This is a genomic window from Billgrantia antri, from assembly GCF_017868935.1.
GTDB classification, from domain to species: domain Bacteria; phylum Pseudomonadota; class Gammaproteobacteria; order Pseudomonadales; family Halomonadaceae; genus Halomonas; species Halomonas antri.
Genome location: NZ_CP053383.1, coordinates 802,846 through 818,309 on the forward strand (window position 1 = coordinate 802,846; position 15,464 = coordinate 818,309).

The 15,464-nt window shown below is 63.4% G+C and carries 15 protein-coding genes; 6 read left to right on the forward strand and 9 right to left on the reverse strand.

Annotation, left to right across the window (positions count from 1 at the left end; translation table 11 throughout):
• Positions 1–9: 9 nt before the first annotated feature.
• Positions 10–633, reverse strand: a complete 624-nt coding sequence (locus HNO53_RS21685; RefSeq protein ID WP_242597532.1) for an antibiotic biosynthesis monooxygenase family protein — start codon at positions 631–633, stop codon at positions 10–12.
• A gap of 87 nt (positions 634–720) precedes the next feature.
• Between HNO53_RS21685 and HNO53_RS03845 the strand changes: the two genes are divergently transcribed.
• The gene (locus HNO53_RS03845; RefSeq protein WP_209476401.1) at positions 721–1,440 is read left to right on the forward strand and encodes an ArsR/SmtB family transcription factor; all 720 of its coding nucleotides are present in this window, start codon (positions 721–723) and stop codon (positions 1,438–1,440) included.
• Here HNO53_RS03845 and HNO53_RS03850 read toward each other — a convergent pair.
• Both HNO53_RS03850 and HNO53_RS03855 read right to left on the reverse strand, forming a co-directional pair.
• A complete protein-coding gene (locus tag HNO53_RS03850) occupies positions 1,416–1,835 on the reverse strand; it encodes a VOC family protein (protein WP_209476402.1) in 420 nt (139 codons plus the stop codon). The genes HNO53_RS03845 and HNO53_RS03850 overlap by 25 nt on opposite strands.
• A 166-nt stretch (positions 1,836–2,001) precedes the next feature.
• A complete protein-coding gene (locus tag HNO53_RS03855; RefSeq protein WP_209476404.1) occupies positions 2,002–2,778 on the reverse strand; it encodes an SDR family oxidoreductase in 777 nt (258 codons plus the stop codon).
• A 274-nt stretch (positions 2,779–3,052) separates the two neighbouring features.
• Here HNO53_RS03855 and ada point away from each other — a divergent pair, with 274 nt between their 5' ends.
• Complete coding sequence (gene ada, locus HNO53_RS03860) at positions 3,053–4,162, forward strand: bifunctional DNA-binding transcriptional regulator/O6-methylguanine-DNA methyltransferase Ada (RefSeq protein ID WP_209476406.1); 1,110 nt, start codon at positions 3,053–3,055, stop codon at positions 4,160–4,162.
• Between the two features lie 7 nt (positions 4,163–4,169).
• On the opposite strand, the gene HNO53_RS03865 is transcribed toward ada, so the two are convergent.
• Entirely contained in the window at positions 4,170–4,688 is a 519-nt protein-coding gene (locus tag HNO53_RS03865) for an Lrp/AsnC family transcriptional regulator (protein ID WP_209476409.1), read from the reverse strand.
• A gap of 92 nt (positions 4,689–4,780) precedes the next feature.
• Here HNO53_RS03865 and HNO53_RS03870 point away from each other — a divergent pair, with 92 nt between their 5' ends.
• Positions 4,781–5,935, forward strand: a complete 1,155-nt coding sequence (locus HNO53_RS03870; RefSeq protein WP_242597533.1) for an MFS transporter — start codon at positions 4,781–4,783, stop codon at positions 5,933–5,935.
• Between the two features lie 62 nt (positions 5,936–5,997).
• On the opposite strand, the gene HNO53_RS03875 is transcribed toward HNO53_RS03870, so the two are convergent.
• The 3 genes from HNO53_RS03875 to HNO53_RS03885 form a co-directional block, all read right to left on the reverse strand.
• The gene (locus tag HNO53_RS03875; protein ID WP_209476413.1) at positions 5,998–7,968 is read right to left on the reverse strand and encodes a tripartite tricarboxylate transporter permease; all 1,971 of its coding nucleotides are present in this window, start codon (positions 7,966–7,968) and stop codon (positions 5,998–6,000) included.
• A 90-nt stretch (positions 7,969–8,058) separates the two neighbouring features.
• Positions 8,059–9,183, reverse strand: a complete 1,125-nt coding sequence (locus HNO53_RS03880) for a Bug family tripartite tricarboxylate transporter substrate binding protein (protein ID WP_242597534.1) — start codon at positions 9,181–9,183, stop codon at positions 8,059–8,061.
• 56 nt (positions 9,184–9,239) lie between these two features.
• Entirely contained in the window at positions 9,240–10,373 is a 1,134-nt protein-coding gene (locus tag HNO53_RS03885; RefSeq protein ID WP_209476415.1) for a 4-oxalomesaconate tautomerase, read from the reverse strand.
• Positions 10,374–10,516: 143 nt separating this feature from the next.
• Between HNO53_RS03885 and HNO53_RS03890 the strand changes: the two genes are divergently transcribed.
• Positions 10,517–11,425, forward strand: coding sequence for a LysR family transcriptional regulator (locus HNO53_RS03890; protein WP_209476417.1), 909 nt, complete (start codon positions 10,517–10,519; stop codon positions 11,423–11,425).
• A gap of 117 nt (positions 11,426–11,542) precedes the next feature.
• Here the strand turns inward: HNO53_RS03890 and HNO53_RS03895 are convergent, their stop codons facing one another.
• Entirely contained in the window at positions 11,543–12,574 is a 1,032-nt protein-coding gene (locus tag HNO53_RS03895) for an aldo/keto reductase (protein WP_209476419.1), read from the reverse strand.
• A 100-nt stretch (positions 12,575–12,674) separates the two neighbouring features.
• Here HNO53_RS03895 and HNO53_RS03900 point away from each other — a divergent pair, with 100 nt between their 5' ends.
• The gene (locus tag HNO53_RS03900; protein ID WP_209476421.1) at positions 12,675–13,610 is read left to right on the forward strand and encodes a LysR family transcriptional regulator; all 936 of its coding nucleotides are present in this window, start codon (positions 12,675–12,677) and stop codon (positions 13,608–13,610) included.
• Between the two features lie 69 nt (positions 13,611–13,679).
• On the opposite strand, the gene HNO53_RS03905 is transcribed toward HNO53_RS03900, so the two are convergent.
• On the reverse strand, positions 13,680–14,387 hold the full coding sequence (locus HNO53_RS03905) for an FMN-dependent NADH-azoreductase (protein ID WP_209476423.1): 708 nt from the start codon (positions 14,385–14,387) through the stop codon (positions 13,680–13,682).
• Between the two features lie 123 nt (positions 14,388–14,510).
• On the opposite strand from HNO53_RS03905, the gene HNO53_RS03910 reads away from it, so the two are divergent.
• Positions 14,511–15,425: a LysR substrate-binding domain-containing protein gene (locus HNO53_RS03910; RefSeq protein ID WP_209476425.1), complete on the forward strand. Its 915-nt coding sequence runs from the start codon at positions 14,511–14,513 to the stop codon at positions 15,423–15,425.
• Positions 15,426–15,464: the final 39 nt, after the last annotated feature.

Sequence of the window (15,464 nt, forward strand, 5' to 3'; positions counted from 1 at the left end):
TGTCATTTATCAGGCCCTGTCATGGAGCTCGCGGCTGTCGACGGGCGCCTGGTCGCGTTCGTGCATACCGTAGTCGCGCAGCACCGTGGCCACTCGCAGGCGATAGTCATCGAAGACCACTTCGCGGCCCTGTGCCTGGGCCGCGCGGTGGCGTTCGAGCTGGCGCCACTGGGCGACGGCCTGCTCGTCACGCCAGAAGGAGAGCGAGAGGATCTTGCCCGGCTGGGTGAGGCTCTCGAAGCGTTCGATGGAAATGAATCCGTCGATCTCATCGAGCAACGGGCGCAGGCTGGCGGCGATATCGAGATAGTGGTCGCGGCGACCCGACTTGGGGATCACTTCAAAGATGACGGCAATCATGAGAATTCCTGATTTAGAGAGTTTAAAGGATCTGGAAGCTGCAACGGCTTCACTCTTGGGAACGAAACGTTCCGAGTTGATCGGCACCAGTTTGCCATGTTCCCAGCGCAGGCCGATGTCCTTGAGCATGCGTGGATCGCAGTCGCGCAGCAGGGCATCGCGCTGACGATTGGCGTAGTAGCTGCGTACGGCCCGAATCAGGCGACGGATAGTTCGTAGCGGGTAATGGTCGTGTTTTGTGACGGTCGTCAGGGGATTATCTGGCTTAGTCATGGTGGCTCCGGACCGTTGTCTGTTCGCTCAATTGTGTTCCGTTGGCCTATGCTTGTCAGACATAAACAGTTAGGTGGAGAGCTAACGATGATTGAGCCGGACCTGTCGCGCCTGGCCCGCACCATTGGCGACCCTACCCGCATGGGCATGCTGGCCTTATTGATGGAAGGGCGGGCATTGACCGCCAAGGAGCTGGCCTATGGCTGCGGCGTGCAGCCGGGTACGGCGACGGAGCATCTCAAGCGGCTTCAGCGAGATGGACTGATCGAGTCGGCGGCACAAGGGCGGCACAAGTACTATCGGCTGGCGTCGGCTGAGGTGGCGCATGCCGTCGAGGCGTTGATGGTAGTGGCCAAACCGATGAAGGTAGTGTCGCCGTGCAGGCGACCGGCCGGTGCTCTGGGGGCTGCGCGGTTCTGCTACGACCACCTGGCGGGTGAGCTGGGCACGCGGATGACGGCCGTACTCATCGAGAGGGAACTTTTGGAGGCAGATGGCGAAGCTATGGACGTGACGACGCGGGGCGAGGCCTGGTTGGTCGACTTCGGCATCGATGTCACTTCCCTACGCAGGCGTCGTCGGCGTTTTGCCTACTCCTGCCTCGATTGGAGCGAACGGCGCGATCACCTCGGCGGAGCGCTGGGGGCCGCCCTGGCCGAGCGTATGCTGGAACTCGGCTGGATTTGCCGGCAGAAGCACTCGCGGGTGGTGAGTATCAGCGAGCTGGGGCATCGAGCCCTGGCGCGGGAGTTCGGGTTAGCGATCGACTCGTCGGAGAGCGATCAAGCGGTAGCGATCTCGTCGTAACCTCTGTTGAGGAATTGCACGAGACAAAAACTGTGGCCGAAGGGATCGACCATCAGCGCGAGCTTGCCCCAGCGATCGGTGACGGTGGGCCGCTCCTGGGTAGCGCCGGCGGCGATGGCCCGTTCCACCGCGGCATCGATATTCTCCACCACCACGTCCAGATGCACCGGTGTCCAGTGGCGAGTGTAGTGGCGCTGTTCCCCGGGCGTGACACCTGCCGCTGCGTAAGCCGGCGATCCTGAGGCCTTGGCCAGTAGGTAGATCGGCGCCGGACCGCCGATCAGCTCGATGCCGTCCTCGCCGAAACGACGCCCGACCTCGAGGCCAAAGGCATTCACGTAGAAGTCGATGCCACGCTGCAGGTCGTCCACGTCCAGGTTGACGAGAAACTCCATGTCGCCTCCTGTCTGGATTCACGCTGAATCGAACGGATACAAGAACAGGCACTACCCGGTAAGTAAGTGCTTACCGGGGCGCAATATGCGTGTCTGCAGGGTAGCAGGGCATTCGAAGGGTTGCTGCACAGGCAGCGGTGCCGGGAGAGGCACCGCCGCCTGGCAGTCAAGTGCGATTGATCGAGACGCCACCATCGGCCAGCATCGCCGTGCCGGTGACGAAGCTGGCATCGTCGGACGATAGATAGAGCGCTACCCGGGCAATCTCTTCCGGCGTCGCCATGCGTTTGAGGGCGTGCAGGTTCTCGACGAAGGCCAGGACTTCAGGCCCGGCATCGGGGGCGTTGGTGATGCTGGCCGGGGTGTCGGTGCCTCCCGGCAGCAGGGCGTTGACCCGGATGCCATGGGAACCCAGCTCCGCGGCAAGGCACTTCACCATGCCCACGATGCCGGCCTTGCTGGCGCCGTAGGCCGCCATGCCAGGCATGCCGGCGGTATGGCCGACGAAGCTTGAGGTAAACAGCAGGCTGCCGCCACCACGCTGCAGCAGTGCCGGTATCTGGTGTTTGGCACCGAGAAAGGCGCCGTTCAGGTTGGTATGCATGATGTCGTGCCAGTCACTCGATTTCATCTCCTGCAGCGGCCCCATCGACCCGACGATGCCTGCGTTGTTGAAGGCGATATCGAGCCCTCCGAAGCGTTCAAGAGCAGTGGCGACCAGGCGCTGGGCCAAGCGTTCGTCGCATACGTCACCGGCGACGGCAACGGCAACGGCAGTGCCGCCGTCGCGCGCGATCGCTTCGACCAAGGCATCGAGTTCGTTCTGGCGGCGAGCACTCACTATCACGTTGGCGCCTTCGCTGGCGAATAACCGAGCGGTGGCGTGGCCGATTCCTGAGCTAGCCCCGGTGACGATGGCGGTCTTTCCGGCAAGTCGGTTCATAGCGATATTCTCCATGGTAGGTACGGGGGAATTTGCGATCCCATGCATACCCTGGCGGCACTCGGCCAAGCCCTCACTCCGCTTCTTGCCGTCAAAAAATTCCTAAAGCACGATGGTGCTATGCTGCGAAGGGCGTGAGAATTGCGGTGAGAAGTCGATGAAAATGCTGTGAAGAGTCAGGCTCACTTTGAAAGCAAGCAACGGAGTGTGCCGGACGGGCCCGGGGCGCATCCTGAACGGACGGAGAACGCCGAAACCACAGCGGGAGCCCGCCATGATCGAGACGACCACCGATTCACTCGCCACCTTCGACTCCGATGAGGCGAAGTGGGCCGCGGTACTTGCCCGCGATACCGCAGCGGACGACGCTTTCGTCTATGCGGTTCGCACCACCGGCGTCTACTGCCGCCCGACCTGCCCGTCGCGCCGGCCGCGCCGTGAGAACGCCGAATTCCATGCCTATGCGGCAGCAGCCGAGCGGGCTGGTTACCGACCGTGCCAGCGCTGTCGTCCTCAAGAGCCGTCGATGGCCCAGCGGCACGCTCGGAGTGTTGCCAGGGCCTGCCGTCTGATCGAATCAGCCGATGAACTTCCCTCGCTCGACGAGCTGGCTCAAGCCGCAGGGTTGAGCCGCTTCCACTTTCACCGCGTGTTCAAGTCGGTCACTGGACTCACGCCCAGGGCCTACGCCGCCGCCCGGCGGGCGGAGCGCGTGCGCGAAGAACTCGTCAGTTGCGAAACGGTCACCGAGGCGATGTACGAAGCGGGCTTCAACTCCAGCGGGCGCTTCTACGCCGGCTCCAATCGCATGCTCGGCATGACGCCGAAGCGTTACCGCTCGGGAGGAGAGGGGATGGAGATTCGCTTTGCCCTGGGAGAATGTTCCTTGGGCACGATTCTGGTGGCGGCAAGCGTCCAAGGCATTTGCGCCATTTCCCTCGGGAGCGATCCGGAGTCGCTGTTGCAGGAGTTCCAGGACCGTTTCGCCAAGGCCAGCCTGGTCCCGGGAGGAAAGGACTTCGACGCCTGGGTGGCCCGGGTGGTGGGCTTCGTGGAGGCGCCGGGTACCGGGCTGTCGCTGCCGCTGGACATTCGTGGCACCGCCTTTCAGCAACGGGTGTGGCAGGCGCTGACCGAGATTCCGGTGGGAGCCACGATCAGCTATGCGGAGTTGGCGCAGCGGATCGGCTCGCCCAGGTCGGTGCGTGCCGTGGCCAGGGCCTGTGCCTCCAATACCATCGCGCTGGCCATTCCCTGCCACCGGGTCGTGCGCAGCAATGGGGCGCTTTCCGGGTATCGCTGGGGCGTGGAGAGGAAGCGTGCCCTGCTCGAGCGAGAGGCGGCAGGAGCGGATACCGCCATGCTGAAGGAGGTCCATGAATGAAGAGCATTCAGCGCGGAACTTCGTTCATGGGCGGCTCTTCCAGTACCTCGGTGATTCCCGCTTGCGGGGTGCGCTCGAGAAAGGTCGATAGCACCACGTAGCTGCGCGTGGCCTTGACGCTCGGCAGGGCATAGAGCCGGGCGAGCAGCCCTTCCAGGGCGCGGCTACTGGCACAGCGCACCTTGAGCAGCATACAGGTGTCGCCGGCCACGGAGTGGATCTCCTCGACTTCGGGCAGCTCTGAGAGCGCCAGCAGCTCCTGGGTCTTGCCCCAGCCGGTGGAGTCGACGTGAACGAAAGCGAGAAAAGGCTTGCCCGTGGCGGGGCCATCCAGCATCGCCACCGTGCCGCGAATACGCCCCGTGGTGCGGAGCCGTTTCACCCGCTCGTGCACGGCCGGGGCCGAAAGACCCACCCGGCTGCCCAGATCGGCATAGCTGAGCCCGGCATCTCGAGCCAGTTCGCCTAATATTTTTCGGTCGAAAGTATCCAGAGGACGAGCGTCCTGGCCTTTGTCCCGAACCATTTCTGTTTTTTCCATGTTCGGCATTTTGTCGATTGCTCCGAATGAGGTTCCTTTCTTGAATGGTAGTGTCGAATCTCATCTGGAGCTATTCCGTGATCACTCGTCGTCTTCTTCTATTGACCGCTGCCATTGCCGTGATTGGCGCCAATTCGCTGGCGCTGAGCCCTATAGCAGCTTCCGTGGCGGTGGCGTTCCCGGGCCGCAGCGCTGCCGATGTGATGACGGCCGCAGCCTTTTATGGACTGGCCACGGCAGCCAGTGCATTGCTGTTGGCCGCGATGGCCGATCGCATCGGGGCCGAGCGTGCGCTGGTGCGGGCGTTATGGGTACTGTGCGTGTCGCTGGGTCTTGCCGCACTCGCCCCCGCGCTCTGGGTGCTGATCGCCGCCCAGGCGTTGGCCGGGGTGGCGGCCGGCATGGCGCTGCCGGCCATCTATACCCTCACCGCCCAAGTGGCGGCAAAGGGGCGTGAGAGCGAGACCCTGAGTTTCGTGCTGACGGGCTGGACGCTGAGCCTGGTGGTCGGGGTTGGCCTTGCGGCGCTGCTGACCGATCTGCTGCACTGGCGCGCCGTGTTCGCTGTGCTGGCGCTGGCGGCACATGCCCTGGCGTTCGGCGTGGCCCGCTGTGGGGAGTGGGGCAGCGTGGTGCGTTCCGGAGCGCCCACCTCACCGCTGACGGCACTGCGTGTGCCCGGTGTCCCTGTCGTACTGGTCAACGTGGCTGCCTACATGACCGCCTTCTACGGCCTCTACACGTATCTTGGCCCGTATCTGGGAGAGGTGTTGCAGTTACCCGTCAGCTTCTCCGGGCTGGCCATCGCCGTCTATGGTGTCGGCTTCGGCGTGGCCGCCCCGCTGGGGCGCTGGGTCGATCGTCACGAGACGGGCACGGTGGCGTGTATGGTCTTTGCCGGTCTGATCGTGGTCTATCTCGGCCTGGCGGCGGTAGCGGCGCTGCCCTTGCTTCTGCTGTTGTTGTGCCTGGGCTGGGGCGTGGGCAATCACCTTGGCCTGAACCTGCTGCTGCGCCGTCTGGGTGAGCTCGATTCTGCCCAACGCGGTGCCATCATGGGCTTGTATAGCGCCATCACGTATCTCTGTGTTTTCGCCGGCGCGCTGCTCTACCGACCGATCTTCGCGCACCACGGCTTTGCCGCCTGCGCTTGGGCCTCGGCGATGCTGGTCCTGCCGGCCCTGGGCTGGGCGTTGGGGCAACGGTGCAGGAAACAGGCGGCATTGGAGTAGCTTTGGAGGACAAAGAACGAACCGCCGCTCCTGGAGCGGCGGTTCGTTCGTGGGCAGACCCCTCAGCCGAACAGCAAGGGATCGACCAAGCCACTCGGGTAGGTCAGGGTCAGCAGCTTCGCCATGCTGACCAGGAAGACCGTCACTCCGGCAGCCATGGTGAGGGTCACCCAGGGCTTGAGACGTGCGATGAACATCAGGAAGGTCAAACAGAACAGCGTTGCGGTGGTAATGAGGCCGAACATCAGGATCGCGCCAACCAGGGCGAAGAAACCTGACAACCAGACGGCTTGCTGAAGCAGAGGCTGGTGTTGCCAGATTGGCTTGCGGACCAGGCTGCGCACGATCTCCAGCAGACAGGCGATGCCCATGATCGCCAGCGCCAGGCGGGGCATGAGGCCACCGAGCAGGCTGAGATCGGCAAGGTAAAACCAGCCAAAGATGGCCATGCCCAGCAGAGCGGCAAAGATCACCAGGTCGATGCCACCAATGTTGATAGGCCTGCTGCCAGCCGCAGGGGCGGCTCCGGCACCAGCCGCAGGCGCTTGCTCGGTATCGGTCGACCGGAGCTTGCGCCACAGTTGCCGAAACATGGGCAAGAGCAGGGCGGCGAGGATCATGGCGCCGATGATCAGCACACCCGGGCGCATGAAGGCAGCGCTACCCTGGAACTGCACGGCCTGATAGAAGTAGGTTTCAGCGCCAGGGGCCAGCACGAAGCCGATCAGGAAAGCGGGACGTGACCAGCCGGCCTGCTTGAACAGCACGCCGAGGACTCCGGTCGCGCCGAGGGCCAGCAGGTCTCCCGGGGAGCGTGTGGCCTGGAAGGCCGCGAACATGATCAGCACCGTGATCAGGGGCGCCAGGATGACGAAGGGCACGCGGGTCAGGCTGGCGACCGGGCGGGCCAGGCCCAGGCAAAGCGCCGCACCGATGATGTTGGCCAGGGCCAGCGACCAGATGATGGTGTAGGTCAGGTCGAGATTGGTCTCGATCATGCTGACGCCGGGCTGCAGGCCGAGCAGCAGCAGGCCACCGAGGAAGACGGCGGCGGTGCCCGAGCCGGGCACGCCGAACAGCAGGGTGGGCACCATGGCGCCACAGGCGCAGGCATTGTTGGCGGATTCCGGTGCGATGACGCCGCGGATGTCGCCCTGGCCAAACTGGGACTTGTCCTTGGCACTCTGCACGGCATGGCCATAGGTCATCCAATCCACCACCGAGCCGGCGAGCCCCGGAATCGTGCCCAGCAGACTGCCGATGCCTGCGCAGCGCGCCACGAGTCCACGATTCTTGCCGACATCCTGAACGCCTTGCCGCCAGCCCTTGCCGAGCCGGGCGGGCTCTCCGGCGATGGCGCCGCGCTTGACCAGCAGATCGATGATCTCGGGCAGCGCGAAGATGCCCAGGCCGATGACCACCAGCGGTATGCCGTCGTAGAGATAGTCGATCTCGAAATTGAGACGGAACTCCCCGGTAGCGGGCGCCATGCCGATGGTGCCGACCAGCAGGCCCAGGCCGCAGGCAGCGACTCCCTTGAGCAGGTCGCGTCCGGAGAGTACCGCCACCATCGACAGCCCGAGCAGGGTCAGCATGAAAAGCTCGGAGGAGGAGAACGACAGCACCACCGGCCGGGCGATCAGTATGAACCCCGTCAGCACGGCGGCGCCGATCAGGCCGCCGATCATCGAGGCAAGGAAGGCACTGGACAGGGCCCGTGCGGCCTGGCCGCGCTTGGCCAGGGAGAAGCCGTCGATGACGGTGGCCTGGGAGGCGCTGGAGCCGGGAATGCCCAGCAGCACCGAGGCGAAGGTATCGCCGGTGGGGATCACGGCGACCAGGCCCATCAGCATGCCGAGGGCGATGCTCGGTTCCATGCCATAGAGGAAGGGCAGCAGCAACGCCATCCCTGCGATGCCACCGAGGCCGGGAATGATCCCGACCACCAGACCGACCAGCACGCCAACGACCATGTAGAGCAGGTGATGCAGGGTGAACAGCTGCCCCAGGCTGGAGAGAAGGATATCGAACATGGATACGGCTCTCGTGTTATTCGATGAGGGGAGCCCCGGGGCATTGGCCCTAAACCCTAGTGTTCAAGGACCAACGCCCGATGACACGCGTCAGATGCTGGCGCCGTGCTTCGTTTTCAGCCAGTCCGTGAGCCACTCGCGGGTAGCGTCATCCAGGGACATGGCGCTCTCGAGATGTTGCCGGACGATGTCGCCAACGATAGGGGCGTAGGGTCCCAGTTGGGCATCGGCCTCCTGCTTGAACTCTTCGGTATCGATGAACTCGAGGGCCGCTTCCCGGTAGGTCTCGACGAGTGCCTCGGGGGTATCCTTGGGCACCATGATCAGCTTCTGCAGGGTGAAGCCCGAAGCGAAGAACTTCTCGTAGGCGTCGTTGGCGGTACCGCTCGGGGCCTCGCCATGCACCTCTTCATAAACTTCGCTGAAGGTGGGAAGGTCGGGGAAGGCCGGGTCGCGCACGATCTCCCCGGCATCATTCATCACGCCGAGCGAGAAGAGCGGGACGGCGCGGCCCGACTCCACCAGGGGGACCACACTGCTCAAATAGGCGGATGTGGTCTGGAAATCGATGTCCGCTTCGCCACGCTCAAAGGCCAGGCGGCCTTCGCCACGGCTCTGCATGCCGGAGACGGCCTGAACCTCGACACCCAGCATGTCGAGGGCGATCAGTACCGGCAGCTCGAGTCCGGTGTGACTTTGCACTGCCAGCTTGACCTGCTTCTCCAGCAGGGCGGCAAGTGCGCTCTCGCTGTCCTCACCCAGGCTGGCCTGGGCGTAGACGACACCACCGGTTGGGGTCGCCAGGATCGGTGTCCAGGCGGAGTAGTCGTAGCGTACCCGCTTGTCCCCCAGCATCGCGGGATACTGGGTCGAAGCGGAGGCGCCCAGCCAATCGCTACCGTCGCTCTTGGCGCGCATGGCAAAGAGGTTGGAGCCGTTGATGGAGCCGCCGCCCGGCACGTTGTCGATCATGATGGTGGGCTGGCCGGGAATGTGCTCGCTGAGCCAGGGCGCGAAGAAGCGGGCCCAGACATCGGTGCCGCCGCCGACGCCGAAGGGAATGGTCCACTTGATGGTTCCTGGCACATCCACGTTCTGTGCTTGTACGGATGCGGAGGCCGTCAGACCGAGCCCGGCGATTACCAGGCCCAGGGCGGCGACTCTTTTCAGGCGGCCGAGCGAAGTGCGGGCTGTCGTGGTCTTGTGGAGGGTCATGGCATGCTCCTGGTTATTGTCGTTAGCGGGTGGCAAGACACCCGGGGTCGCGATGATCAACTGGCCTGCATGGCAGGGATTGTCTCACCGGGTGGCGTGGAAGCGGTGTAGAAGATCGTGCCACTCATGATCTTTCTGGCGGTGCGAATCAGTGACACGCGCGCGATATCGCTGGCATTGCCTTGGCGGTGTTCGACGTCGAGGTCGATGAAACCGGAGGGATGCTCCAGTCGCACCTGTGCCAGGCACTCTCCTGCGGACATCTGCCCGCTTTCTACTGCGATGCGGTGGGCGATGGTGCCGGGAACACTGACCGCCGAGGCAACGGCAATGGCACCGGTGACGGCGATGGCCTTGTGGCAGCGGTGGGGTACGAAGTATCTCGTACGCAGGGTGCTGGCGCTGTCACGCGCTGCGCAGATCAGCACCGGCTTGGGCAAGACACTCTGGCTGACGTCGCCCAGACCCATGCTCCGTCCTGCCTTGCGGCGAATGCTTTCGAGGCGCTCGAGCAGGAGGCTATTGCCATCCAGTTCGGCGGGGGACTCATCTCCGCTCAGGCCAAGATCCGCAGCGTCGAGCATGATGATCGGCGTCGCCGCGTCGAGGCAGGTAACGTTGACACCTTCGATCGAGTCGCACGCCTTTCCGGTCGGCAGCAACGCGCCGGTCTTGGCGCCAACGATATCCAGGAAGCTGAGTTGAATGCCGGCGGCACTCCCGGGCACGCCGCTGATGGAGGTACTGCCCTCATAGCAGACCTGGCGGCCCGGCGTGGGGACGTGACACTCGATCAGGCGCTGGGTATTGAGGTTGCGTACCCGCACGACGGTCTTGCCGTCCTGGGGTTCCACCAGGCCCGTCTCGATTGCGTAGGGGCCGACCGCAGAGAGCATGTTGCCGCAGTTCGGGGTGAAGTCGACGCGGCGATTGAGAATATCGACCTGGGCAAACAGGTAGTCGACATCGGCACCCACATGGGAAGAGCGCTCCACGATGGCGATCTTGCTGGTCAGGGGGTCACCGCCGCCGATGCCATCGATCTGCAGGGCGTGGCCCGAACCCATCAGGCTGAGCAGGATCTCGGCCTGGGCGTCCTGGCCGCTGGGAAGATCGTTCATGCGCAGGAAAGGGCCTCGGGAGGTACCGCCGCGCATGATCATGCAGGGAATGCTGTTTATCATCGTCATGCCACATCGCGTTGGGAAGTCGTGATGTGAGCATGTCAGTGGGCAACTGATGCTTCAAATGCAAATAAATACCATGATTGATGCGTTTTTTGGATTAATGCGCTATGCTTATCAATGCCTACGTGTCATGCAAGAGTGCATCAATGCTACATCGCCTCGAGTTCCTTGATCTTCAAGCTTTTATCCTGGTCGCAGAGCTGGGTTCTTTCCATGAGGCGGCGCAGCGCCTGCATCTTTCCCAGCCGGCACTATCGCGACGCATCCAGAAGCTCGAGGAGCTTTTGGAAGTCGAGTTGCTCGAGCGGACCACTCGAAGGACGCAGTTGATGCCTATCGGGGCGGATTTCCTGCCACGCGCCAGGCGTATGATCGAGGAATACGAGTCATCGATTCTGAACATACGAGAGCTGGCGACGCATCAAAAGGGTACGGTCACGATCGCCTGCCTGCCCACCGCCGCCTTTTACTTCCTGCCGAGCGTGATTCGTGGGTTCAGCGAAGCCTGGCCGGGCATCCGCATTCGCATTCTCGACGTCAGCGCCAACGAGGGGCTGCAGCGGGTCATCAATGGCGAGGCCGACTTCGGCATCAACATGTTCAGCGCCCAGAGCCCCGAGGTCTCCTTTACCCCGTTATTGCGGGATCCCTTCGTGCTGGCCCTGAGATCCGACCATCCGCTGGCGGCCAAGGAGAGCATCGAATGGGCGGATCTCGAGCAGGTCAGGTTGATCACCGTCAGTCGTGACAGTGGCAATCGCACCTTGCTGGATAATGCACTTTCTGCCGAAGGCATTCGGCTGAACAGCTTCTACGAAGTTCAGCACCTTTCCACCTCACTTGGCCTGGTCGAATCCGGGCTGGGCGTGGCGATCTTGCCCAAGATGACGATGCCCGGCCCGGACCATGACGCGCTCTGTTCGCGTGAACTTCCCGAACCCCGCATCCAGCGGACCATCGGTCTGGTCAGAAGCAGTTCACACAGTATTTCCAGCACGGCTCAGTTGTTCATCGACATGCTGCTCGAGCACTGGGGAACTAATTCTGGCCATTAGCCGCCAAGTACCTTGGTCTGGCAATACGGAGGCCGGCCCCGAACTGGGCGCTGGGGCAGTGGTGGCTTCATCAGGCACCCGGCAGAACGAGGAGCCATCCTGAAGTAGGTAATCCGATCACACTGGTGCGGGATTCCGCTCCGCGAATTGTCCATTCCAATATGGATAATAGGGGTAGGGGGGCGTGACGGCACTGACCTCATCAAGACGTCTCATCTGGTCGCCGTCTAGCTGCCAATCGACGGCGCCGAGATTGTGCCGAAGCTGCTCCTCATTGCGTGCTCCAATCAGAACGCTGGAAACGGTCGGCCGCTGCAGTAGCCAGTTAAGCGCAACTTGCGGCACCGATTTTCCTCTCTCCTCGGCAATGCACTCGAGGGTTTCGATGATCTGGTAAAGCCGCTCTTCTTCCACCGGTGGCGCGAAACCAGCAGTTTGGTGCAGACGGCTGCCGGGCGGCAGAGGCTGGTTGCGGCGTATCTTGCCGGTCAAGCGCCCCCAGCCGAGCGGGCTCCAGACAATCGCCCCCAGGCCCTGATCTTGTCCCAGCGGCATCAGTTCCCACTCGTAGTCGCGTCCGACCAAGGAGTAGTAGGCCTGGTTGGCGACGAAGCGGGTATAGCCGTAGCGCTCGGCTACCGCCTGGGATTTCATGATCTGCCAGCCGGAGAAGTTCGAGACGCCGAGGTAGCGCACCTTGCCTGCACGAACCAGGTCGTCCAGCGTTGCCATCACACTCTCCACAGGCGTCATGGCGTCGAAGTGATGCAACTGCAGAATATCGATATGGTCGGTATCGAGCCGCTTCAGCGCCTGGTCCGTCGCCTTGATCAGATGGTGACGAGAGGCGCCGACGTCATTCGGCTCGTCGCCCATGCGCAGCGTCAGTTTGGTGGAAAGAACGACGCGATCGCGTCTGCCCTTGATGGCGGCCCCGAGAATCGCCTCGGAAGCGCCATCGGAGTAGACGTCGGCGGTATCGAACAGATTGACTCCGGCGTCGAGGCAGATGTCGATGAGGCGGGCCGCCTCCTTGACGTCGGTGTTGCCCCAGGCGCTGAACAGCGGACCCTTGCCGCCGAAGGTGCCCGCGCCCAGCCCGAGCGACGAGACCTTGAAGCCGGATTGGCCAAGAAAGCGATACTCCATGGTTCGACTCCTGTCTGTTGGAATGTAGGCGGAGCATAGAACGTTGCGCTTTCAAGATAAGCCGGCTAAAACGACAAAGACTTTCAATAAAGAGTTGAAGATGAGTCGAGTCGACGACCTCTCGCTGTTCCTGCGTATTCTAGACCTGGGGTCGATCAGCGAAGCGGCGCGCAGCCTGGATCTCTCCGCGGCCGTTGCCAGCCAGCGCTTGAAGCGTCTCGAGCGGGAGTTGGGCGTACGACTCCTGCAGCGCACCACACGGCAACTACGACCGACGCCGGAGGGCAGGAGCCTGGCCGAACAGGGGCGAGAGGCGGTGGAGGATCTCGAGGCGCTGATGAGCGGGTTGCACCAGTCGACGCGTGAGGTCACGGGCACGCTTCGCCTGACCATGCCGCCTACGTTTGGCCGCCTGTATGTTTCCCCGCTGCTAGCCCGATTTCTGAGCCGGTATCCCCGGTTGCGCCTCGATCTCGATCTGACCGACCAGCGCCGGGCCATCGTGGGGTCGGGGTTCGACCTGGCCATTCGTATCGGCTCGCTAGCGGATTCCAGTTTGGTGGCACGCCGGCTGGCCACGAATCGCCGTGTGTTGTGTGCCTCTCCCGCCTATCTCGAGCGCTACGGCACTCCACGCACCCCCGAGGAGCTGTCCCGGCACGAGTGTCTGGTATTGACCGGTGGGGAAGAGGAGGCCGACACCTGGCGCCTTGGGGATAGCAACGGCGAGCGGTTCGCTGTCAAAGTGGATGGACGCATCCGCAGCAGTCAGGGCGAGCTCCTGCGCGACGCCGCGGTAGCGGGGCTGGGCATCGTGCAGCACTCCACCTGGCATGTATGCGATGACCTGCGAGCCGGCCGATTGCAGTGGATTCTCTCGGACTACACGCTGCCCGAGACGGGCATCCATGCAGTCATGCCGCAGCGTCGCCTTGTGCCGCCGAGGGTGCGCGCCTTTATCGATTTCCTCGTCGAGCAATGGGAGCCTGTGCCGCCCTGGGAACGGCATACCAGGGGACCCAAGCCAGACCGCTGAGACGGGCACCAATATCTAAACGCCTAGACGATCCTGGATTGTGTGCCGGCTTGCCGCCGGCACGTGGGTTCAATACGTGGGGTCAGGCATCCGATTCGTCGAATCCAGCTTTTCCTTTAGCTCAGCTACCAGCGCCTCGATGTGCTGCTCGGCCTGGGCCAGCGAGGCTTGCAGGCGCTCGTCGCCGAACTCGTCATACTCCGCGGCGATGCCATGCACGTCGTCGATGCCCAGGTAGCCGAACACGGTGCGAATGTGCGGCTCGACGTGGTTGGCCTGGGCCATGCGCTCGCCCGGTTCGTAGCCGTAGTCGCCGCGGGAGCTCAGCACCACAAGCCGCTTGTGCATCTCGCTAAGCATCGGCCAGTAGGGTAGCCCCTGGCGCGAGCGGTCGAAGCCGAAGGTACGCCCGACCCTCACGATGTTGTCGATATACGCCTTGAAGCCGGCCGGGACGCCGAAGTTGTACATCGGCACGCCGGCAACGATCAGGTCCGCCTCCAGTAGCTCGTCGACCAGGGCATCGCTCTCGGCCAGCGCCTCGTGCATCCAGGACTCGCGCGCCTCCGGCTTGGTGAAGGCGGCGTGAACCCACTCGCCGGTCACGGGGCGTGGCGGATACTGACCCACGTCGCGGTAGAGGATGCGATCGTCGGGTCGGGTCTTGTTCCATTGCTCGATGAAATGTGCGCTGAGGCGACGGGAGTGGGAGCCGTGGGGATCGATACCGGAGCGGCCGGGGCGGGCACTGGCATCGATATGCAGCAGGGTAGCCATGGAAGTATCCTCAAGAACAGTTCATGCATGATTGGACGCTTCGTAGCATCGGCCCCTTGGCAAGGGCTGACAAACGAGCAATATTCGCCAGACAGACAAGATGAACTAACTCATGGAGAAGCCATGAATCGCCGACGGCTACCCCTTTCCCAACTGCGCGCCTTCGAGGCGGCTGCCAGGCACCGCAGCTTCAAGCGTGCCGCCGAGGAGCTGGCGGTGACGCCGGCGGCAATCAGTCATCAGGTGCGCGAACTGGAGGAGCTGCTGGGGGTGGCGTTGTTCGAGAGGCGTACCCGGCAGGTCGTGCCCACGGCATCGGCGGAGCATCTGTTCCCAGTCCTGCGCCATGGCTTCGATGCCTTCAGCGACGCCCTCGATGCGTTGCGCGAACGGTCGTCGCCCAACAACGTGACGCTCTCCTGCACGCCAGCTTTTGCCAGCCAGTGGCTGCTGCCCCGGTTGGCGGATTTCCATGCCCGTCATCCCGGTATCGACCTGCGCATCCACGCCAGCGAAGCCCCGCTGGACCTGGAGAGAGGGTTATCGCTGGCGATTCGCTACGGCATGGGACCCTACCCGGAACACGAGGCGGTGGAGCTGGCGCAGGACACCTTCGCCCTGGTCGCCAGCCCAAGCCTGGGCCTGGCGCGAGTAGAGGATCTCAAGGCGGTGCGCCATATCGTCTTCGACTGGTACTGCCCGACGCTGGGACTGCCTTCATGGGCTCACTGGTATCAGGCTGCCGGCTGTGCGCTTACCGACCTGGGGCCCAGCCTGAGCTTCTCGGACGAGAGTCATGCAGTGCAGGCAGCCATCGCCGGGCAGGGGGTCGCGCTGTTGAGCCTGACCCTGGTTCGGGCGGAACTCGAGCGCGGCGTATTGCATGTGCCCTTCGGCCCGAGGCTGCCGGGGCTTCGCTACCACCTGCTGATGAGTCGCGAGCAGGCCGGGCATGCCGAGCTGAAGCGAGTCGCGGCCTGGTTGAAAGGGGCTTTTGCACAGGAGCCGAACAGGAAAAACGACGTCGTGAACGCCTGAGGTTCGCAGGCCGCAATGCTCGCTACGGAGCCACGCCAC